Annotated in this window: 12 protein-coding genes; 9 read left to right on the top strand and 3 right to left on the bottom strand. The window is 55.1% G+C overall.

The features are described from left to right. The first annotated feature begins 1 nt into the window (after position 1). Positions 2-3,217, top strand: a complete 3,216-nt coding sequence (locus tag FF011L_RS06340) for an efflux RND transporter permease subunit (protein ID WP_145350824.1) — start codon at positions 2-4, stop codon at positions 3,215-3,217. On the opposite strand, the gene FF011L_RS06335 is transcribed toward FF011L_RS06340, so the two are convergent. Further along, on the bottom strand, positions 3,198-4,118 hold the full coding sequence (locus FF011L_RS06335; RefSeq protein ID WP_145350823.1) for an RluA family pseudouridine synthase: 921 nt from the start codon (positions 4,116-4,118) through the stop codon (positions 3,198-3,200). The genes FF011L_RS06340 and FF011L_RS06335 overlap by 20 nt on opposite strands. Before the next feature lie 215 nt (positions 4,119-4,333). On the opposite strand from FF011L_RS06335, the gene FF011L_RS26995 reads away from it, so the two are divergent. Together FF011L_RS26995 and FF011L_RS06325 are read left to right on the top strand one after the other, a co-directional pair. Next, positions 4,334-6,334: a peptide MFS transporter gene (locus FF011L_RS26995; protein ID WP_218933047.1), complete on the top strand. Its 2,001-nt coding sequence runs from the start codon at positions 4,334-4,336 to the stop codon at positions 6,332-6,334. Between the two features lie 183 nt (positions 6,335-6,517). Then, a complete protein-coding gene (locus FF011L_RS06325; RefSeq protein WP_246109770.1) occupies positions 6,518-6,829 on the top strand; it encodes a hypothetical protein in 312 nt (103 codons plus the stop codon). Positions 6,830-8,023: 1,194 nt separating this feature from the next. Here FF011L_RS06325 and FF011L_RS06320 read toward each other — a convergent pair. Together FF011L_RS06320 and cutA are read right to left on the bottom strand one after the other, a co-directional pair. Next, the gene (locus tag FF011L_RS06320) at positions 8,024-8,578 is read right to left on the bottom strand and encodes a DUF4332 domain-containing protein (RefSeq protein ID WP_145350821.1); all 555 of its coding nucleotides are present in this window, start codon (positions 8,576-8,578) and stop codon (positions 8,024-8,026) included. Positions 8,579-8,977: 399 nt separating this feature from the next. Then, positions 8,978-9,316, bottom strand: a complete 339-nt coding sequence (gene cutA, locus FF011L_RS06315; protein ID WP_145350820.1) for a divalent-cation tolerance protein CutA — start codon at positions 9,314-9,316, stop codon at positions 8,978-8,980. Positions 9,317-9,643: 327 nt separating this feature from the next. Here cutA and rplK point away from each other — a divergent pair, with 327 nt between their 5' ends. From rplK to rpoC, 6 genes are all read left to right on the top strand, one after another. Continuing rightward, positions 9,644-10,069: a 50S ribosomal protein L11 gene (rplK, locus tag FF011L_RS06310; RefSeq protein ID WP_145350819.1), complete on the top strand. Its 426-nt coding sequence runs from the start codon at positions 9,644-9,646 to the stop codon at positions 10,067-10,069. 187 nt (positions 10,070-10,256) lie between these two features. Continuing rightward, positions 10,257-10,934 (top strand): 50S ribosomal protein L1, encoded by a 678-nt coding sequence (rplA, locus tag FF011L_RS06305; protein WP_145350818.1) that lies wholly within the window; start codon positions 10,257-10,259, stop codon positions 10,932-10,934. Between the two features lie 53 nt (positions 10,935-10,987). Further along, the gene (gene rplJ, locus FF011L_RS06300; RefSeq protein WP_145350817.1) at positions 10,988-11,515 is read left to right on the top strand and encodes a 50S ribosomal protein L10; all 528 of its coding nucleotides are present in this window, start codon (positions 10,988-10,990) and stop codon (positions 11,513-11,515) included. A 153-nt stretch (positions 11,516-11,668) separates the two neighbouring features. Next, entirely contained in the window at positions 11,669-12,079 is a 411-nt protein-coding gene (rplL, locus tag FF011L_RS06295) for a 50S ribosomal protein L7/L12 (protein ID WP_145350816.1), read from the top strand. 495 nt (positions 12,080-12,574) lie between these two features. Then, the gene (gene rpoB / locus FF011L_RS06290) at positions 12,575-16,297 is read left to right on the top strand and encodes a DNA-directed RNA polymerase subunit beta (RefSeq protein WP_145350815.1); all 3,723 of its coding nucleotides are present in this window, start codon (positions 12,575-12,577) and stop codon (positions 16,295-16,297) included. Positions 16,298-16,419: 122 nt separating this feature from the next. Then, complete coding sequence (gene rpoC, locus FF011L_RS06285; protein WP_145350814.1) at positions 16,420-20,799, top strand: DNA-directed RNA polymerase subunit beta'; 4,380 nt, start codon at positions 16,420-16,422, stop codon at positions 20,797-20,799. The last annotated feature ends 277 nt before the right edge of the window (positions 20,800-21,076 follow it).

Below are 21,076 nucleotides of genomic sequence, written 5' to 3'. Positions count from 1 at the left end.
CTTGTATTGGCTTGCCGATGTTTGCGTAAAACGGCCCGTATTCGCACTGATGCTGATGACCGCTTTTGTGGTCGCAGGGTTAGTCGCGTTTCCACAGCTTGGCGTCGATCGATTTCCCAATATGGATCTCCCCCAGATCTATATTCGCACGACCTATCCCGGAGCCGCCGCTGAAGAGGTGGAATCGGAGGTCAGTTCCGTGATCGAAGACGCGGTCGCAACGGTCGCCGGGATTGATGAACTCCGTTCGATTTCGGCCGATGGCCGTGCGTTTGTTATTGTCACCGTGGAACTGGACCGCGACATCGACGCCGCCATCCAGGATGTCCGAGATGCCGTTGCCAGTGTGCGCAATCAATTGCCGCCAGGAATCGATCCTCCGATTGTCCAGAAACAGGACCTCGATTCCTCGCCGATCATGACGCTGGCGGTCTCCGGACCGCGGACATCTCGCGAACTGTTTGTCCTGGCCGACCGCTATGTCAAAAACGTGATCGAATCGTCGCGTGGGGTTGGTGAAGTCCAGATCGCCGGAGCAGCCGACCGCGCGGTCCAGGTTGACATCGATGCATCGCGACTGGCGGCCCACCAGATTTCAATCCTGCAAGTCCACGAAGCTTTACAGAAACAGAACGCGGAAGTCCCCGGTGGACGCGTCGACGAGGGCCCCAGGGAACGTGCGTTGCGGACCCTTGGCCGAGTTGCCGATTCGCGAGACTTTTCCAACCTGGTCGTTGACACCGTCGATGGGACGCCGATCCGGCTAAGCGATTTAGGCGCGGTTACCGACAGCACCAAAGAGGTCCGCACGCTTGCCAGACTGAACGGCGAACCGGCCGTCGTTTTAGAAGTCCAGCGTCAATCCGGGCAGAACACGGTGGCGGTGATCGCCGGAGTGAAGGAACTGCTGCCGCGCTGCCAAGACCTTTTGCCCGACGACGTGCAGGTCGAAATCATCCAAGACCAGTCACGATATATCGTCGAAGCCCTCCATGAAATCGAACGGCACTTAGTTTCGGGAAGCATCTTGGCCTGCTTGACGGTACTGCTGTTCATGCGGTCCTGGCGGTCGACAGTGATCGCTGCCGTCGCGATCCCGACTTCGATCATTGCAACCTTCGCATTCATGCGGATGTTTGGATTCACGTTGAACAATGTGACCATGCTGGCACTGGTGTTGATGGTGGGCGTGGTCATCGACGATGCGATTGTGGTCTTAGAAAACATCTTTCACTGCATCGAAGAAAAGGGGATGGATCCGCGTACCGCTGCCGTGCTGGGGACCAAAGAGATTGGCTTGGCCGTGCTGGCTACCACGCTTTCTTTGGTGATTGTGTTCTTACCCGTTTCGTTTCTATCCAGCGTTACGGGGCGTCTGCTATTCCAGTTTGGCGTGACCGCAACGGTCGCAATTCTGATTTCGATGCTGGTCAGTTTCTCACTGACGCCGATGATGTGCAGCAAGCTGCTTCGCCCTCAAACCCAGACCGGGGCGACTCCAAAGTCGCGAGGGGGCGTCTATCACTGGATCGAAGGAAGTTACCTATGGCTGCTGGCCAAATCGCTGCGTTTGCGATGGTTGGTATTGGTCGTTGTGATCGCTGTCATCGCGTCGAATTACCCGCTTAGCAAAATGGTCGCCCGCGACTATATCCCGCTCAACGTCGACGAATCGGAATTCGAAATTCGCGCCGAAGCGAAGCAGGGAGCCAGCCTTTCGACGATGCGTGAAACGATCGATCGCATCGAAGAAAAACTGTTTAAGGTGGAAGGAGTGAAAACGGTTCTGACCACCGTCGGGACGCGCAGTTTCGGAGACGTCAATCGAGCGGGTTTGTATGTGCAATTGGTCGATAGCCGCGAACGTTCCTTCTCGTTCACCCGGCTCTGGCATGGGCTGCTAAAGGGTGACCCAGCATCGGCGTGGCGCGGGAACTACACTCAACGCGACAAAATGACCGAGATCCGCAACAAACTAAAGGTCATCCCCAACCTGCGGCTGTCGGTTCGCAATCTCACCTCGCTTCGGCAGGGGGCTCCCGTTGACATTGACTATGCGATCACCGGTCCCGACGCCGACCTATTGCTAGAATTCAGCAACAAGATGCGTGAACGAGCGAAAGAGATTCCGGGGCTGGTCGACGTCTACTCGACGCTTCAATTAGACAACCCTGAAATGCTTGTTCAGATCGACAGAGAACGCGCTGCCAATCTGGGCGTGGAAGTTCGCGAGATCGCCGACACGCTGCGAGTTGCCGTTGGAGGTGACGATCGTGTCTCCCGTTACCTGGACCGAACGGCCGGTGATGCGTACGACGTCGAACTGCGACTGATCGGGTTTGACCGCAACAGCGCCGAATCGATTTCAAGGCTTTACGTCCGCGGCAACGGTGGCAGCACCGACGGCCAAGATGACGATTCCGCCCCCGCCACGTCGCTAACTCGGATCGACAATGTCGTTCAGTTTGAATTCAGCGAATCGGCTTCGCGAATCGATCGCTTAAGCCGACAACGAATGGTATCGGTCCGTGCAAACATCTCCGATGGCTACGCGTTGGGCGACCGAATCGAAGCCATCAAGGCGGCGGCCGAAGAGATCGGCATGCCGGTGGGATTCAACGGCCAAGTCTTAGGCGGAGGCCGCGAACTGGAGCGAACGCTATCCGATTTCGGCTGGATGTTCATGCTCTCCTTTGTGTTCATGTACATCGTTTTGGCAGCACAGTATGAAAACCTGGTTTATCCGCTGATCATCCTGCTGTCGCTGCCGCTGGCGATCCCGTTTGGGCTGCTTAGCTTGTACTGGGGCGGCGAAACACTAAACCTGTACTCTGCCCTGGGGATCCTGGTTCTGTTTGGCGTGGTGAAGAAGGCCGCGATCCTCCAGGTCGATCATACCAACGGCCTGCGTCGCGATGGGATCCCACGTCATCAAGCGATCATGCAGGCAAACCGAGACCGACTTCGACCGATCTTGATGACCACGATGTCGTTTGTCGCCGGTTTGCTGCCGCTGTTAATTGCGACGGGACCGGGCGCCGAAGAGCGACGTTCGATCGCGGTCCTGGCTGCGGGGGGACAGACCTTGTCGTTGGTCCTGACGCTGGTAGCGATCCCTGTGCTGTACACGTTTTTCGACGACTTTCAGAACCTGTTCCGGCGTTCGTCGCAGGAACAGCCCGCCGCATTACCTGCGGCTACCGATTCGCAATCATAAACTTTTTCATTGTCGAGGGGATCGGAGCTTCAAACCGGACTTCTTCACCGGTGAGGGGATGAAAAAATCCCAAGGTTTTCGCATGCAGGGCGATTCGCTTGCGTGCCCAACCCGGATGGGCGGCTTGCTCGGTTCGATACCGAGGGTCGCCAAGAACCGGGTGACCGGCATGGGCGAACTGAACACGAATCTGATTTCGTTTGCCCGTTTCCAAGCGGGCTTCGACCAGCGTCGTATCCGACATTCGCTTTAAGACTTTGAAATGCGTAATCGCCCGTTCGGTATCTTTTGACTCGGCGGCGATAAATCGGTCCAAATTCTTACCGGTCGCCAAGTGAGCCTCCATCGTTCCCTCGTCCGCTTTCACGACTCCGGCAACCAGGGCTGCGTAAAGCCGCTCGGGCTTACGCTGCTTGAACTGTTCGATCAATCGGTCGGCGACCCCTTGGTGTTTCCCAAAAACCAGCAGCCCACTGACGTCACGGTCCAGACGGTGAATGACACACGCCTCTCGTTTGCTACGTGAAAAACTGATGTAAGACGAGACTCGATCGACCAAGGTATTGCTTTCCGCCTTGGGGGTCGGGACAGTCAAAACCCCCGCCGTTTTATCGACCACAATCAGATGATCATCTTCAAAAACCATAGTAAACGCTCGGTCATCCCAGCGTTTTTTCTTCTCGTGGTAACGTTGTGCGGGGTCGTACTTGACTTCAACAACATCGCCTACCGAAACCGTTCGCCCCAGCGACTTGCAGAGAACTTTATTGACCGAGACACAGCCATGGTCCACCATCCCACGGACTTGGCTGCGAGAGGTATTTGTCATCTGTCGCACGATCAAATCGACTCGACCAGCTTGTTCAGGTTCAACCGTCAGGGAAAGGTTCGAAATCGGCATAGGTCGGCACGGCTGCAAGAAAGAGATTGGAAACAGGTAGTCTGGGGTAGCCATTAAATGATCACAAGGGCCATCCTAACTCGATAATCGTGTGGATGGCTTGAAGGGGCTGCTCACGAAGGCCATTATGGGAGACGCAAATAGGCCAGATGACCAGGCCAGCCATTGATTCTCCTCCCTTGGGACCGCAGGCGGCTGCGGGGAAACGAACGTCCATGAGCACTGATGCTAGCCTTCCGACGCCGAATGAATCCGCGTCCGATTCCGCAACCCTATTTGGGCACCCTGTTGGCCTGTTCACACTTTTCTTTGTTGAAATGTGGGAACGATTTTCATACTACGGGATGCGAGCTCTTCTCGTCCTGTACATGATCAAGGGGTTCCTTAAATACGGGGACGCCCAGGCCTACACAGTGTACGGAGCCTACACCGCGCTGGTTTACATGACTCCATTTATTGGAGGTTTGCTGGCCGACCGCCTGCTCGGTCAACGAAGGGCCGTGATCATCGGGGGCATCCTGATGGCGATGGGGCATCTGTTGATGACCATCGAAAGCCCCTGGCCATTCTTCTTTGCCCTCGCGTTGCTGATCACCGGGAACGGCTTTTTCAAGCCAAACATCTCGACAACCGTCGGTGCCCTCTATCCCGCGGGGAGCAAAAAGCGTGACGGCGGATTCACGATTTTTTACATGGGAATCAACCTGGGGGCTGCGATGAGCCCCCTGCTGTGCGGATATCTAGGCGAAACGTACGGCTGGCACTGGGGATTTGGAGTCGCCACGATCGGAATGATGGTCGGGTTGGCGGTCTTTGTGATGCCCAACCTGATTTCTCAACTGCTGGTCGGAGGCGGGGCAATCGTGACCGCGGGCAGCCTGATCTTTTTCACCCCTGACAATCCACTGGCAATCGCCGTCAATATTTTTGTCGCCGTCGGACTGCTGATTGCAGGAATCATCGCCTGTTTCGCCCTCGGTCGAGGCGGTTTACCCAGCCATGTGGGAAATCCTCCAGAAGGAGCCCTTACCCCCAATCGAATGTGGGGCCTTGGAGTGGGAATTGTCATCGCGATCCCGGTTTTTGCACTCCTTGTGTCCGGGCTCTCTCCGTTTACCGAAAGCGGGCAATCCTACCAACTGATCTCGTCGGAAACCGTTGAAAAGATCGCTAGCTATGGACCGCTCGGCTACACAGCCTCCATCTTAGCCGGTGAAGTCTCCAAGCCAGCAGGCCTGGTCCTAACGGTTATCGGACTCCTCTCGTTTGGCTACCTGCTCCGCGAAACCTTTCGCCTGGGAACCATCGGACGGCACCGGATGATCGTCGCCCTGATCCTGATTTTCTTCCAGATGCTCTTCTTCGCCTTCTTTGAGCAAGCGGGCAGCAGCATCAGCAACTTCACCGACCGCAACGTTGACCGCATCGCCAATGGACAAGTCGTCACCAGCGATATGCTAGGCAAAACGATCGACTTGCAACCGACTCAGGAACAGCTTGGCCTGACGCACGGCGATTCGGCCTTCACGATGACCGATCTAAACAAGCTTCGGGAAGAGAACAAGGATCCAAACTTCACGATTGCCTGGACCATCACCGAAGAGCATATCGAACAAGAAATGGCGATCGCGGGCCGCAATAGCGAATTGGCAACCAGCAGTTTCCAAGCGTTAAACGCGATTTTCATCCTCCTATTCGGACTGCCGTTTGCATACCTCTGGAGCAAACTAGGCGAACGGAATGCCGACCCCAGTTCCCCGGTCAAATTTGCATTGGGCCTGATTCAATTGGGCCTCGGGTTTGGAGCCCTTTGGATGGGGGCGATCAACGCGGACTCGCGCGGGATGGTTTCCATTAGCTGGCTTGTCCTCGGCTACCTGCTTCACACCACCGGCGAACTTTGCCTGAGCCCTGTCGGCCTATCGACGATGACCAAACTTAGCCCCAAACACTTGGTCAGTACGGTCATGGGTGGCTGGTTCTTGGCAACCGCCTTTAGCCAATACCTAGCTGGCATCATCTCCCAGTTCACCGGCGTCACCAACGAAGGGGGCGACGAATCGGGAATCCCGATCCCGCTAACCTCCGTAATGATCTATGGCGATGTCTTTTACAAGATCGCGATCGCGGCGGTGATATCGGGCATCGCCTGCTTGGTGCTGTCTCCTTGGCTGAAAGCTTGGATGCACCAAGACGTGATTGATAGCGACGAATAAAGGCGGCCGATTGCTGCCCCCCCGGCAGCGTTCGTCTTCCCTCAAAGGAATGATGACGGTACATATTCATTAGACCGCTGACCTGGTTGGATTTCCCCGGACCAGGCAGCGGCGATGACCGTAATCGTGAATGGATAGCTTTACAGCTTATCCCTTCCGCCGTTTTCACCGGGAGCCTACCAGATGGGTCGCATCAGCACGTTTTTCTTTGGGATGATCTGCGGGGCTGGACTGCTCTGGGGCGCCATGCACTACCACGTGGTGCGAACCACCGATGGTTTCTACTTCGTCCCCAAACTAAGCAAGAACCTAACCGACCCGTACGTCGACGTGCGAGCATTCGGATTAAGCGACTGGCAGCAGCATCGCCCCCTCGCGGCGGCGATCATGCAAAACAACCAGTCGCAACTTCTTGGCGACGCATCGATGACCACTTTTAAGGACCGCATTCTGGGCGCCGTCGAAGAACTGATGGGGCCAGCGGATAAACAGTAATCGCGATGGAGGCAAACTGGTGTTAGTGAAGCTCTTACGCCGGGGACTTATTCGCACTGGCAACGGACCGTCGATTTAATCGGAAGCGGAGAAAGCTTACAGATTTTCGTTCCGCGAAAGCAGCTGCATGGTAGGGCGTCCTTTCGCGGGGGACGTGAAATTTATAACGGACGAAAGGCTGGCTCCCCTCGCCCCAAAGCAAGCTCTTTGTTGCGGAAGAAATCTTAGCTAGCTCATTCCGGGTCTCTGCCATTTCGTTTGATTTGGTGGCGTTTGCTTGGGGGAAGAGGGCGGGTTTCCGCGAGGCGATTTTGCAGTGCAGGCCCCGATAACGCCCCGCATTTCAAGCGGTTATGTCATCCCTTGCCTGCCTCTGTCGGCCCCCTCTCCCCCAGCCCCTCTCCCCCAAAACAAGCCTTTGAATCGCATTCAACGGAACTAGCTGGCGAACCGTTGATTCAATATCCAACCTGTTTTTAAGCGAGCTTGTTTTGAGGGCGAGGGGAGCCAGACTTTCTTTGCTTATTCTTTCCATGTCCCGAGCGAAAGCGCCCTGGAGGGGGCGTTCTTTCGCGGGGGAAGCGAAATTTATAACGGACGAAAATCTGGCTCCCCTCGCCCCTAAGCAAGCTCTTTGTTGCGGAAGAAACGTTAGCTAGCTCATTCCGTGGTCTCTGCCTTTTCGTTTGATTTGGCGGAGCTTGCTTGGGGGAGAGGGGCTGGGGGAGAGGGGGGGGGGAATTTCCGCGAGGCGATTTTGCAGTGCAGACCCAGATAACGCCCCGTATTTCAAGCGGCTATGTCATCCCTTGCCTGCCTCTGTCGGCCCCCTCTCCCCCAAAACAAGCCTTTGAATCGCATTCAAAGGAACTAGCTGGCGAACCGTTGATTCAATATCCAACCTGTTTTTAAGCGAGCTTGTTTTGAGGGCGAGGGGAGCCAGACTTTCTTTGCTTATTCTTTCCATGTCCCGAGCGAAATCGCCCTGGAGGGGGGGCGTCCTTTCGCGGGGGACGTGAAATTGAAAGCCTGGCTCCCCTCGCCCCTAAGCAAGCTCTTTGTTGCGGAAGAAACCTTAGCTAGCTCATTCCGTGGTCTCTGCCATTTTGTTTGATTTGGTGGAGCTTGTTTTGCGGGCGAGGGGAGCCAGATCTTCTTTGCCTATTCTTTTCGCGTCCCGAGCGAAAGCCGACATTACACAGGCTCGTGCTTCAACGCTCGTTTTCCCCTTCGTTCGCGGGCTGCGGCGATCCAGCCCTCGACCAGCAACAAGGAAGGCAACCGGCGACCTGCCAGCAGCTTTTGCCCGCGAGTCGACCACGAAAACCGCGTAAGATCCCGGTGCAGGGCTCCCGAGGATTCAGCCGCCAACTTATTCGGACTCCGGCGATGAATGGCGAACAGCATCAACGCATGCCAGGGACGCATTCCGTCGATCGCCGAGGCCATCCGAATCGCCAACTGAAAACGCCTGGTTGTGGTTGCCGAAATCCGAGGCAGCAACGCCTCTGCGGGCAGATTCAAGAAGTCACGTTCCCCGGCGATGCCTTGTGCTCGAAGCCAATCGCAAGTCGACCGCGAAAACAGCCCCAACGCAAGCAATTCGTCTTGGGGCTTTGCAGCCCGCAAGGTGCGACGCAGCGAAACGACCATTTCCTCGGGGCTGCCAGACGCCTCGGTCGGCTGCAATGCCGCTAAACCGCGTCGCTCTGGATCTCGTTTCCAGTATTCAGCAATCCGTCCCAACATAGTTCACATCCATGTCTAAAAGGCCTTCCCTTCAGCCAGTCGGCTGAGCCCAGAGAATACCTCGAAACCAATTCCCAACGCGACCCCAAGCCGTCGCCGCGGCAAACAAAAGCAAGCAGGTTTTTGCAGGGCAAGGGAAGCGAACAAAATCGCTGACGCCGGACCGAAGTGTTGAACGGAAAATCGCAGGTTTTCAAGGCGATGCGGCCGGACGGCTTGTGCCGTTCCGCTAAGAAAGGGAGCGAGCATAAATACTAGCGGTGCGGCGCGAGTCGCCCGGCAAATAGGCGAGATTTCCAGGGCGACGGCCGGACGGCTTACGCCGTTCCGCTAAGAATGTGACGCCCCTATTCACATCGTCGCGTCGATCACTTCACCAACCTTCGCCGGTTGCCTCCCTCAACGATCCGCATCCACGGTGGTCTCGCTGCGAACCCACTCTGCGTAGGCCGGACTGGCGTAGGCAATTGCGACCGCCAACACCTGCGGGACATCGTAGGGATGCTGGGTCTCGATCGCCTCGCACAACTCTTCAAGCCTCGTGCCAGATGTCTTCATCGTCAGACGAATCTCAGGCTCGGTTTGCACCTGCCCTTCCCAGCGAAACACGCTGGTCAGACCGGGATCCAACTGCACACAAGCCGCTAAACGAGCCCCAACAAGGGAACGAGCCAATCGTTCGCCATCCGCTAGCGACTCGACCGTCGTTTCAACTTGATAGACCGCACACTCATTCATCCGAGCACCTGCTATACCGAAAAAAGCTTACCGGGTTACCCCAAAAACGGTAAACGTGAAACAAAGCGACCGCCAACGGGCCACTTTGGGCGGGGGGCCCGTTCATGTTTTAGGAACGGATCTCCAATGATTCCATGCCATACTCACAGATTCCTTAAAAATTCCTCCCGGGATAAGCAAAGACGCCTTCCCACCACAGCCGAAGACATTACAATCTGGCCCTTAACCCAAACCTTACGCGTGCGGGAGGTGAGAAGCGATCCCGGTCGAGTGACCGCTTTGATTCTTATCGTTAGACACCGCAGCGAAGATGCATGAGTTTTTTTGATGGCAAAACAAGTAACAGGACAAGCGAAGTTCCAGGTGCCCGGTGGCCAAGCCACTCCGGCACCACCTGTCGGAACGTCGCTTGGTAAATTCGGCGTAAACCTTGGGCAATTTGTCCAACAGTTCAACGACGCGACTCGCGAATACAACGGGACTCCCATCCCAGTCATCGTGACGGTCTACAACGACCGCTCCTTTGAATTCATCACCAAAAGCCCGCCCGCCGCTTCGCTGCTAAAGCAATCGGCCGGCATCGCCAAAGGCTCCGGCGTCCCCAACAAAACAAAAGTTGGGAAAGTAACCCGAGCCCAGTGTGCTGAGATCGCCGAGAAGAAGATCAAAGACCTCAACGCCCGCAACATCGACCATGCCGTTCGCATGATCGAAGGAACTGCCCGCAGCATGGGCATTGAAGTCGAAGGCTAGTCGCCCAGTCGCCACTAGTTATCACGAGCGGCCTCCGCTTGCTCAAGAAAAATACAACGTTCAGTGTTCGGCCCGATTCGGTTTCGGGTCGCAAATCGTGGGAGAAGGTCTGGCAGCAACCCGCCAAAGGGATTGCTGCCTCAAGATCGCCTTCGCTTTACCACTCAAAGCAGGAAATCACCAAGCTATGGGAAAGCCGTCCAAGCGACAGCGGGCCGCACTGGCCAAGCAGCCCAGCGATCCTCAGCCTCTAAACGAAGCTGTTGGCACGCTGAAGAAGTACGACAAAACAAAATTCGACCAAACCGTCGAAGTCCATATGCGGCTAGGGGTTGACTCCAACCAAGCCGACCAGATCATCCGCGGAAGCGTGGTCTTGCCTCACGGCATTGGAAAAACACAACGCGTTGTTGTATTCGCCCGTGGCGATGCGGCTACCGCAGCCCAGGAAGCCGGCGCCGACGAAGTCGGACAGGACGACCTGGCGAAAAAGATCAAAGATGGCTGGACAGACTTCGATGTCTGTATCGCCGCACCGGACATGATGGGACTGGTCGGACCTCTCGGGCGTGTCCTGGGCCCTCGAGGCCTAATGCCTAGCCCACGAGCAGGAACCGTCACCCCAGACGTCGCTAAAGTTGTTGGTGAATACAAGGCTGGTAAAGTCGAATTCCGAAATGACAAAGGTGGCAACGTCCACGCAATGGTTGGCAAGCTCAGCTTTGAGCCTACCCAGCTTGAAGAAAACATCCAGGCCTTCATCGACTTCGTCCTCGGGCTTAAGCCGCAGACGGTCAAAGGGGCATATGTCCGCGGGATCGCAATCTGCGGAACAATGAGCCCTAGCGTTCGCGTCGTAGTCTAAGTCCCTGGCCGCCAATGCGGCTCAAGTGAAAGCTTGGCAAACAGAGAAATACAATGAGCAAGTTTGTAAAAAACCTGGTAACTCGCGACATCGCCGGACGCCTCGAAGGCGTTGCGGATGCCGTTGTTGTCAGCACCGTGGGAATGGACGCTAACACGACCGTAGAATTACGGAACGAGTTGGCTGAAAAAGACATCCACATGCTGATGGTCAAAAACTCGTTGGCACGCCGTGCCACCGATGGAACCAGTCTAGCACCAGCATTCGAAGGGGCTAACGGCCCTGTCGCAATCGTCTGGGGCTCGACCGATTACGTCTCGCTGGTTAAAGCAGTCGTTGCCCTCGACAAAGACGGTGACAAGTACGACCACTTCAAGGCCCAGTGTGGGGCCATGGATGGCGAAGCCCTTGACGCCGACGCCCTAAAGGCTGTCAGCAAATGGCCAAGCCGCGAAGAACAGATCTCCACTCTGGTCGGCCAGATCCTGGCCCCTGGAGCAAACCTGTCGGGCGCCCTGATCGGCACCGCCAAGGGACTTGCCAGCCAAGTCAAGCAGATCATGGAAAAAGCAGAAGAGTAAAACGTCGCCGCAATTCGTGGCTTTTATCCGTAACGCTAACCAAGAAGTTTGGACCTCAGCGTGAGCCTCTGTCGCTTCCACAAGCAACATGCGAACGATTTTGAGGGAGGTTGAAACCGATTCATCCGCCAATTTTGTAGAGGGACACGAACGATGTCTGAAGAAGCAACCGCAGTAGCGGAATTTAGTGCCGAAACCAAGGAACTTGGCGATAAGATCGCTGAAATGACCCTGAAGCAGGCAAAAGAACTAAGCGATTATCTAAAAGATGCCTATGGCATCGAACCTGCTGCAGGTGGCGGAGTCGTCATGGCAGCTGCAGGCGACGCCGGTGGAGCCGAAGAGGTTGAACAAACCGAATTCGACGTCATCTTGACTGGATTTGGCGACAAAAAGCTGAACGTTGTTAAGGTCGTCAAAAACCTGACCGGCGCTTCGCTAATGGAAGCCAAGAAAATGGTCGAAAGCGCCCCTGCAACGCTCAAAGAAGGCGTTAGCAAAGAGGACGCAGAAAAGGTCAAGAGCGAAATCGAAGAAGCTGGCGGTAGCGTCGAACTTAAATAGTTCGACAACCGACGGCTCCTCGCTATCAACGACGTTTCACCCGCCTCCCGGCGGGTGGCGTTGCTTAATGGACCACTGTTTTCCACCGGGCATCCCGTCCGGCCGACAACCGACTCCGGCAACTCGCCGCCTGCTACCCCCAGGCGAACTGAGCTCGCGGCGAGGGACGATCCGTTAATAAATGCGATGATTCTTGGCACGGCGGCCATAGTCACTCGTTCGTGATACAGCATTATTTGCGCCAAATACCCGAGGCCGGGGTTACTGGTCTCGGGCTTTTTTGGTACAACCACAAATCTGAGCTTCCGACCGTCGTCCCTTTCTTGCCCGAAAATATCCTCTTGATGCACCCGGTACCCGTGCACTTGAGCGGCCCTCGAACCCCTTTTATATCCATGGGGTTCTCGCGTGGCTTGTTCTGCGCGCTGGCAGTCTCCAGCGTTTCCGTCCATCCATGGGCTTCCCGTAACCGGCCTACAAGGAGCGTTCTCGCGAATGGCTACTACGTCGAATCGTCGTCTTGAACCAACCACCGTCCGTCACTTTGGCTCCGATCGAGAAGGTTTCGACCTGCCCGATTTGACTGCCCTGCAAACGGCTAGCTACTCTGTATTCCTACAAGAAGACTCCGAGCCTACGGGCCGTCGTGATGTCGGCCTTGAAGGAGTGCTTCGTGAGATTTTCCCGATCAGCAGTTATGACGGGAACATCAACCTGGAATACCTCCGTTACGAATTAGGGAAGCCTCGCTACACCCCTCAAGAGTGTCGCCAGCTTCGCTTGACCTACGGCCGTCCTCTTCGTGTTTGGCTTCGCCTGATGCGAGACGAACCCGTGGACGAAGAAGTCTACTTGGGCGACCTGCCAATCATGATGGGTGGTGGTGAATTCATCATCAACGGTGCCGAACGCGTTGTCGTTTCGCAGCTTCACCGTAGCCCTGGTGTTGACTTTGTTCTGGAACAAGAAGGAACAAGCGATCGCAAATTGCCAAGTTGCCGAGTCATTCCGGAACGTGGATCATGGATCGAAGTAAACGTCACGAAGAAAGACGCGTTGACCGTCCGAATCGACCAGAGTGGTAAATTTGCCGCAACCACTTTGTTGCGAGCAATGGACCCCAGCCTGTCGACCGACGCCGATCTCCTGCGAGCCTTCTACAAGACTTCGACCGAAACGATCTCCGACGGACGCAGTGCCGCTAAAATCGAAGGGAATGTCGCCGTTGACGACATCATCTATCCTTCCGATAGCGACCGCGCCGGCGAAATCATCATCGAAGCAGGACACAAGATCACCAAAAGTGTCGCCGAAACAATCTGCACTTCTGGTGTTACCGAAGTGGAAATCATGGACGGACCAAAGGTCCCGTTGATTTTCAATACGCTCGGTGACGACAACACCAGCAGCCACGAAGAAGCCCTCCTCCGTATCTACCAACGTCTGCGTCCGGGCAACCCGCCGCAACTGGAGAAAGCTCGGACTCTCTTCAACGAGAAATTCTACGATGAAAATCGGTACCGTTTGGGCAAGGTCGGTCGCTTCCGCCTGAACCGCAAACTGGGCACCGACATCAGCGAATCAGAAATGACGCTGCGTCACCAGGACATGATCTCCGCAATCGCCTACCTGCTGGATCTGTTCGATCCGGACAGTGGTGCCGAAATCGATGACATTGACCACCTGGGCAATCGTCGCCTGCGAACGATCGACGAACTTGCAGCTGAGGAACTCCGCAAAGGATTCCTGAAACTGCGTCGTACCGTCCAAGAGCGAATGAGCATGAAAGATGCCGAGGACATGACGCCTCGCTCTTTGATCAACCCGAAAAGTGTTTCCGCAGCGATCGATTACTTCTTCGGTCGTGGCGAACTTTCGCAGGTCGTTGACCAGACGAACCCGCTGTCACAACTGACACACGAACGTCGTTTGTCGGCTCTGGGGCCTGGCGGTTTGAATCGTAAACGAGCCGGTTTTGAAGTTCGCGACGTTCACATTTCCCACTACGGACGTATCTGTCCGATTGAGACTCCTGAAGGTACGAACATTGGACTGATCAGTTCGCTGGCGATTTACGCCGGCGTCGACGGTTACGGATTTTTGGTCACGCCCTATCGCAAGATTCAAGAAAGCCGAGTCACCGACGAAGTTGTCTGGTTGCGAGCCGACGAAGAAGATGAATCGTACGTGGCTCCGGCGGATGCCGAGGTCAAGGACGGTTCGCTTGTTCCAGGACCAAACATGATCGCTCGAGTCCGTAGTGACTTCGAGATCGTTCATCCTGACCGCATCGATTACATGGACGTTGCTCCGGCCCAGATGGTCGGGGTTTCAGCCGGTTTGATTCCGTTCCTCGAACACGATGATGCAAACCGTGCATTGATGGGTTCGAACATGCAGCGGCAAGCCGTCCCATTGTTGGTGGCAGAACCACCGATCGTGGGAACTGGCATGGAACGTCAAGTCGCCAAGAACAGCGCGATGGTCGTGCGAGCCCGCCGGGCTGGCAAAGTGACCTACGCCGATGCAAAGCGAATTGAAATCGGTAGCGATCATTACGACCTGAAGAAATACCAAGGTCTGAATGAACGAACCTGTATGAACCAAAAACCGATCGTCAGCGTCGGTGACAAGGTTGAACAGAATCAGATCATCGCCGACGGAGCTGCCACCCGAAACGGTGAACTGGCTCTGGGACGTAACGTGCTGGTCGGGTTTATGTCGTTTGACGGCTACAACTACGAAGACGCGATCATCCTGTCGGAAGAATTGGTGAAGAACGACACGTATACTTCGATCCATATCGAAGACTTCGATGTCGAAATTCGCGAAACGAAATTGGGCCGCGAAGAATTCACTCGCGACATCCCCAATGTTTCTGAAAAAGCTCTTCGTAACCTGGATGATTCCGGGATCGTTCAAGTCGGCACCTACGTCCGGCCAGGCGATGTCCTGGTTGGTAAGGTCAGCCCGAAAAGCAAAACCGAGTTGACTCCGGAAGAAAAACTCCTTCACGCGATCTTCGGTCGAGCCGGTGAGGATGTGAAGAACGATTCGCTGGAGGTTCCTTCGGGGATCGAAGGAATCGTTATCGACACGCAGAAATTCTCGCGTCGCATGAGCCTGACCGAAGACGAACGAAAGCAATTCGAAAAAGAATTGAAGGAAGTTGAAAGCGAAGGCAACCAAGAAATCGCCAGCACTTTCACCAGCCTGATCAACGAACTGGAAGCGACTGCCAACACCAAACTGAAAGACGCTGAAGGCAACCCACTGTCCGACGGCCAAGACCCGAAATTCATCGCGGAACAAGCGGTCAATTTCCAGTTGAAGCGGGTTATCGAACAGGTCAAGGGCGAAGAACTTCGCGAGGAAGTCGAAAAGGTCTTCAAGCAACAGTGGATCAACGTTGAACAAGCGATTGACTCGCGAGACCGTAAACTGAACAGCATGAAGCGAGGCGACGAGCTTCGCAGTGGCGTGCTGCAGATGGTCAAGGTCTACATCGCCAATCGACGCGTCATCAGCGTTGGGGACAAGATGGCAGGTCGCCACGGTAACAAGGGTGTTATCGGGAAGATCTTGCCTGTGGAAGACATGCCGTTCCTTCCGGATGGTACCCCACTGCAGATCATGCTGAATCCGCTGGGAGTTCCCAGTCGTATGAACGTGGGACAGATTCTGGAAACGCACCTCGGGTGGGCCGGAGCCAAACTGGGCTTCCAAGCCATCACCCCGGTCTTTGATGGAGCCAGCGAAGAAGACATCAATGACTGTCTAGAAGAAGCAGGCCTACCAAGGCACGGAAAAGTGCGGCTTCTGGATGGACGAACCGGCGAAGCGATGTCTCAAGAGACAACCGTTGGTTACATCTACATGCTGAAACTACATCACTTGGTCGATGACAAAGTCCACGCTCGTAGCACTGGTCCATACTCCTTGATTACCCAACAACCCTTGGGTGGGAAGGCTCGCTTCGGCGGCCAACGCTTCGGGGAAATGGAAGTCTGGGCGTTGGAAGCTTACGGGGCGGCATACATCCTGCAAGAACTTCTCACCGTCAAGAGTGACGATGTTGAAGGGCGTACCAAGATCTACGAATCGATGGTCAAAGGGGAAAACACCCTGGAGGCAGGCACGCCCGCCAGTTTCGACGTTTTGACAAACGAAATTCGAGGACTAGCACTCAACATGCAATTGGAAAAACGACCGGTTTAGGCAGATTTCAAATTGAAATCGCAGGTTTGAAATCAGCTCGCGTCGACGACGGTCGACGCGAGTCCCCCACGGCCCAAAAAAACAACGCGTCCTCTTTGACGCAAACCTTAGGAGTCTCCTGAATGTCCAACGGCGAAACCGGTACTTACGAACGTATCAACGACTACGCCTCGGTCCGCATCAGCTTGGCACGTCCTCAAGACATTAAAAGCTGGTCGTTCGGTGAAGTTAAAAAACCCGAAACGATTAACTATCGTACCTACCGTCCCGAAAAAGACGGTCTGTTTTGCGAACGTATTTTTGGCCCTGAAAAGGACTGGGAATGTGCCTGTGGTAAATACCGCGGGATGAAATACAAAGGGATGATCTGCGATCGCTGTGGGGTTAAAGTGACCCACAGTCGCGTCCGTCGTAAACGGATGGGACACATCGATCTAGCGGCTCCCGTCGTTCACATCTGGTTCTTCAAAGCGATGCCAAGTCGCCTTGGTAACCTGTTGGCGATGAAAACCAGCTCGCTGGAAAAGGTCATCTACTTCCAAGATTACGTGGTGATCGATCCAGGTTCCACCGACCTGGAATTCCAGCAACTACTGACCGAAGAAGAATACCGCGCAGCTCGTACACAGTACGGCGACGGTGCCTTCGAAGCCGACATGGGTGCCGAGGCGGTCCGCAAGTTGTTGAACAAACTGGACCTGGTTCAGTTGTCCGAACAACTCCGCATCGACCTGCAAGAAACCGGCAGCAAGCAGAAGAAGAAGGACTACATCAATCGGCTGAAAATCGTCGAATCGATCCGTGATAGCGACAACCGTCCCGAATGGATGGTCCTGGACGTTATCCCCGTGATTCCTCCGGACCTTCGTCCCTTGGTCTTGCTGGACAGCGGCAATTTCGCGACGAGCGATTTGAATGACCTTTATCGCCGAATCATCAACCGCAATAACCGATTGCGTAAATTGGTCGATTTGAACGCGCCTGAAGTGATCATTCGCAACGAAAAGCGAATGCTCCAACAGTCGGTCGATGCGTTGTTTGATAACAACCGCTGCAAACGACCAGTGCTGGGCAGCAGCAACCGTCCACTGAAATCCTTGACCGACATGATCAAGGGTAAGCAGGGTCGTTTCCGCGAAAACCTGCTTGGTAAACGAGTCGATTATTCGGCTCGAAGTGTGATCGTTGTCGGTCCGCGTCTGAAATTGCATCAGTGCGGCCTGCCAAAGAAAATCGCTTTGGAACTGTATCAACCGTTTATCATCCGCCGCCTGAAAGAACTGGGCCACGCCGACACGATCAAATCGGCGAAGAAGATGCTGGAGCGGAAGGACGAAGAGGTTTGGGATATCCTGGAACAGGTCATCACCAACCACCCGGTCCTATTGAATCGTGCACCGACGTTGCACCGCATGGGAATCCAGGCCTTTGAACCGACCCTTGTCGAAGGGAACGCGATTCGCCTGCACCCATTGGTATGCAAAGGCTTTAACGCCGACTTCGATGGTGACCAGATGGCGGTCCACTTGCCGCTTTCGATCGAAGCCCAAGTCGAAGCGCATACGTTGATGCTTAGTACCAACAACGTGTTTGCACCTTCGAACGGCAAACCGATCATGAGCCCGTCGCAAGACGTCGTCATGGGTTGCTACTACACGACCGTTGCGATGCCGGATCAGAAAGGGCAGGGGATGACGTTCTCCAGCCCCAACGAAGCCGACATGGCATACGCTCAAGGGGTTGTCGGCCTGCATGCGAATATCAAAGTCCGCTTGCCACGTCACCAGAAACTGAAAAACAACGAAGGTCGCAACGACTACGGTGCGATCATCGAAACCACTCCTGGGCGTATCCGATTTAATCAGATGCTTCCTGAAGGGATGGATTTCTACAACTTCCCGCAGCGATCGAGTGACCTTGCCAAGGTAATTAGCGATTGTTACCAGCGTTTGGGTCGCAAAGCGACGATCAACCTGCTGGACGACATGATGCAGCTTGGCTTCCGCGAATCGACCAGCAGTGGTCTGTCCTTCGCGACGGATGACTTGGTCACTCCGGACACCAAGAGCAAGTACATCGGTGAAGCCGAAAAGACGGTGATGAAGTACAAGAAATTGTATGACCGTGGGGTTATCACCGGGCCTGAACGTTACAACCAGGTTCTGGATACTTGGACACACGCTCGTGAAGCGATCACCGCCGACATGATGGTGGCGATGGAACATGACATCCGCGAAGGCGGCTGGTACATGAACCCTGTGTACCTGATGGCCCACTCGGGTGCTCGTGGTGGTATCGAACAGATTCGTCAGCTGGGCGGGATGCGTGGTCTGATGGCAAAGCCATCGGGCGAAATCATCGAAACGCCGATTAAGGCTAACTTCCGCGAAGGCTTGTCCGTTCTGGAGTACTTCTCCTCGACGCACGGGGCTCGTAAAGGTCTGGCCGACACGGCATTGAAGACGGCTGACTCCGGTTACCTAACTCGTAAACTGGCCGACGTTGCCCAGAACGTGGTTATCACGCTGGAAGACTGCGGGACCACCCAAGGGATCACCAAGGGTGTTATTTTCCGCGGCGAGAAAGTCGAAGTTCAATTGGCCGAATCGATCAGTGGTCGAATCAGTCGTCAGAACATCGTTCACCAGGTGACCGACGAAGTGATCGTCGAAGATAGCGGCTTGATCACTCCGGAAATCGCTCGCAAGATCGAACTGATGGGACTGAACAAGATTCAGGTCCGCAGCCCGATGACCTGTGACGCGTCACTGGGTGTTTGTCGTCGCTGTTACGGAATGGACCTCTCGACCGGTGACCTGGTTGAAGAGGGCATGGCCGTCGGAATCATCGCCGCCCAATCGATTGGTGAACCGGGTACTCAGTTGACCATGCGTACGTTCCACATCGGTGGTAGCGTTAGCAAGCAAGTCGAAGAGTCGGACATCAAATGTAAGTCGGCCGGTGAAGTTCGTTTGACTCGGATGCGAGCCATTCGCAACGACGAAGGCAAAAACATCGTGTTGACTCGAAACGGGGGAATCACCCTGGTCGATGATCGCGGTCGCGAAATCGAATCGTATGAAATCCCCACCGGTTCGACCCTGATGGTCGAAGAAGGGGACAAAGTGACCGAAGGTTCGGTCCTTTGCGAATGGAACCCGTACTCCATTCCGATTATGACCGAATTGACCGGTAAGGTTCGCTTCGAAGATGTGGTCGAAGGCGAAACGATGCGTATGGAACGCGAATCGAGCGGTAAAAGCCGTATGTTGATCGTCGACCATAAAGGGGAATTGCATCCTCAGATCATCATCGAAGACGCCGAAGGCAAACCACTGGACGTTCAGTACCTTCCCGAACGAGCGATGATCTCGGTCGAAGAAGGGGCCATGATCAAAGCCGGTGCCGTGTTGGCTGAAATGCCGCGTGAATCGGGTGGTGTTAGTGACATCACCGGTGGTCTGCCGCGTATTACCGAGATTTTTGAAGCTCGTAAACCGAAAGACCCCGCCGTGATCGCCGAAGTCGACGGTACCGTCGAAATCCTTGGCGAAAAGAAACGTGGTAAGCGTTCGATCATCGTCCGTAGTGAATCGGGCATCGAGCGTGAACACTTGGTTCCCCACGGTAAACGTTTCTTGGTTCACAGCGGTGACGTTGTGAAAGCCGGTCAGGCCCTGGTCGATGGACCTTTGGTTCCTCACGACATCCTCCGGGTTTCCGGAGAAGAAGCCGTCCAGCAATACCTCCTTCACGAAATCCAACAGGTTTACCGCTCACAGCGTGTGGACATCAATGACAAGCATTGCGAAGTCATCATTGCCCGCATGTTGCGTAAGGTGAAAATCGAATCCTCCGGCGACACCAGTCTGCTGGAGGGTTTGGTAATGGACAAATTTGAATTCCGCCGCAGCAATCAAGGACTGTCCGATTGCCTCAAAATCACCAACCCTGGTGACAGCGAATACACCGAAGGACAAATTGTTCCTAAGGAAGCGATCGAGCAAACCAATGCGGAAATCGAAGCCGCCGGACAAACCCCTGCAAAGGGCAAACGTCCTCGGCCCGCGACCGCTAGTACTCAGTTGCTAGGGATCACCAAGGCAGCCGTCCAGTCGAACAGTTTCATCAGTGCCGCGTCGTTCCAAGAAACGACCAAGGTCCTCACCGAAGCTGCTCTGGCAGGCAAAGTCGACCGCTTGGTCGGTCTGAAAGAGAACGTCATCCTGGGTCACTTGATCCCAGCCGGTACCGGTTTCCGCATCTTCCAAGATGCCGAAGTCAACTACCGCCGCGAAGCGTTGGAAGAATTGGCCGAAGAGCCCATCCAAAGCTTGGAGGAATCGTTCCCACTGCTGGCCGATCCAGACAGTCCCGAGGAAGCACCAGCGGAACCCACCCCGGCTCCGTCGCTACCTCCGGTAAGCAACGAACCAGCTCCAAGCAACGAAGCCCTCGACAGCATGTTCGGTGGCGGCAAGCCAACCGGCGGCCAAGAGTAAGCAGGCTTAGAGCAAACGGCGGGCGACTAGCGAATATTCGTCACGCCAAGTGAATTGAAAACGGTGTCCATTCGATCGAATGGGCACCGTTTTTTGTGCCGCCCCACCAGACGGTGAAATTGATAAGTGACGGTTTCTGTGGGGTTGCCGCTGTGCGGCCGTGCATCAGAAAATCCCACGCCGCTGCGTAAGTATTGATGTTTCGTTTTTTGAAGTTGGCTACTTTGCTTCCGCCGGGCTTGTTCCGGTCCGGGGCAACAACTGGCAGCAGCCCCAT

Origin of the sequence: Roseimaritima multifibrata, from assembly GCF_007741495.1 — a bacterium.
GTDB lineage: Bacteria > Planctomycetota > Planctomycetia > Pirellulales > Pirellulaceae > Roseimaritima > Roseimaritima multifibrata.
The sequence above is the reverse complement of the archived record's forward strand: the minus strand, read 5'-3'. Positions and strand labels throughout refer to the sequence as shown.

What these genes read in the sequence shown, in the direction of transcription:
- FF011L_RS06335 (WP_145350823.1), bottom strand. Translation starts at nt 4,118, where the DNA reads ATGCCGATTTCGAACCTTTCCCTGACGGTTGAACCTGAACAAGCTGGT.
- FF011L_RS26995 (WP_218933047.1), top strand. Translation starts at nt 4,334, where the DNA reads ATGAGCACTGATGCTAGCCTTCCGACGCCGAATGAATCCGCGTCCGAT.
- FF011L_RS06325 (WP_246109770.1), top strand. Translation starts at nt 6,518, where the DNA reads ATGGGTCGCATCAGCACGTTTTTCTTTGGGATGATCTGCGGGGCTGGA.
- FF011L_RS06320 (WP_145350821.1), bottom strand. Translation starts at nt 8,578, where the DNA reads ATGTTGGGACGGATTGCTGAATACTGGAAACGAGATCCAGAGCGACGC.
- cutA (WP_145350820.1), bottom strand. Translation starts at nt 9,316, where the DNA reads ATGAATGAGTGTGCGGTCTATCAAGTTGAAACGACGGTCGAGTCGCTA.
- rplK (WP_145350819.1), top strand. Translation starts at nt 9,644, where the DNA reads ATGGCAAAACAAGTAACAGGACAAGCGAAGTTCCAGGTGCCCGGTGGC.
- rplA (WP_145350818.1), top strand. Translation starts at nt 10,257, where the DNA reads ATGGGAAAGCCGTCCAAGCGACAGCGGGCCGCACTGGCCAAGCAGCCC.
- rplJ (WP_145350817.1), top strand. Translation starts at nt 10,988, where the DNA reads ATGAGCAAGTTTGTAAAAAACCTGGTAACTCGCGACATCGCCGGACGC.
- rplL (WP_145350816.1), top strand. Translation starts at nt 11,669, where the DNA reads ATGTCTGAAGAAGCAACCGCAGTAGCGGAATTTAGTGCCGAAACCAAG.
- rpoB (WP_145350815.1), top strand. Translation starts at nt 12,575, where the DNA reads ATGGCTACTACGTCGAATCGTCGTCTTGAACCAACCACCGTCCGTCAC.
- rpoC (WP_145350814.1), top strand. Translation starts at nt 16,420, where the DNA reads ATGTCCAACGGCGAAACCGGTACTTACGAACGTATCAACGACTACGCC.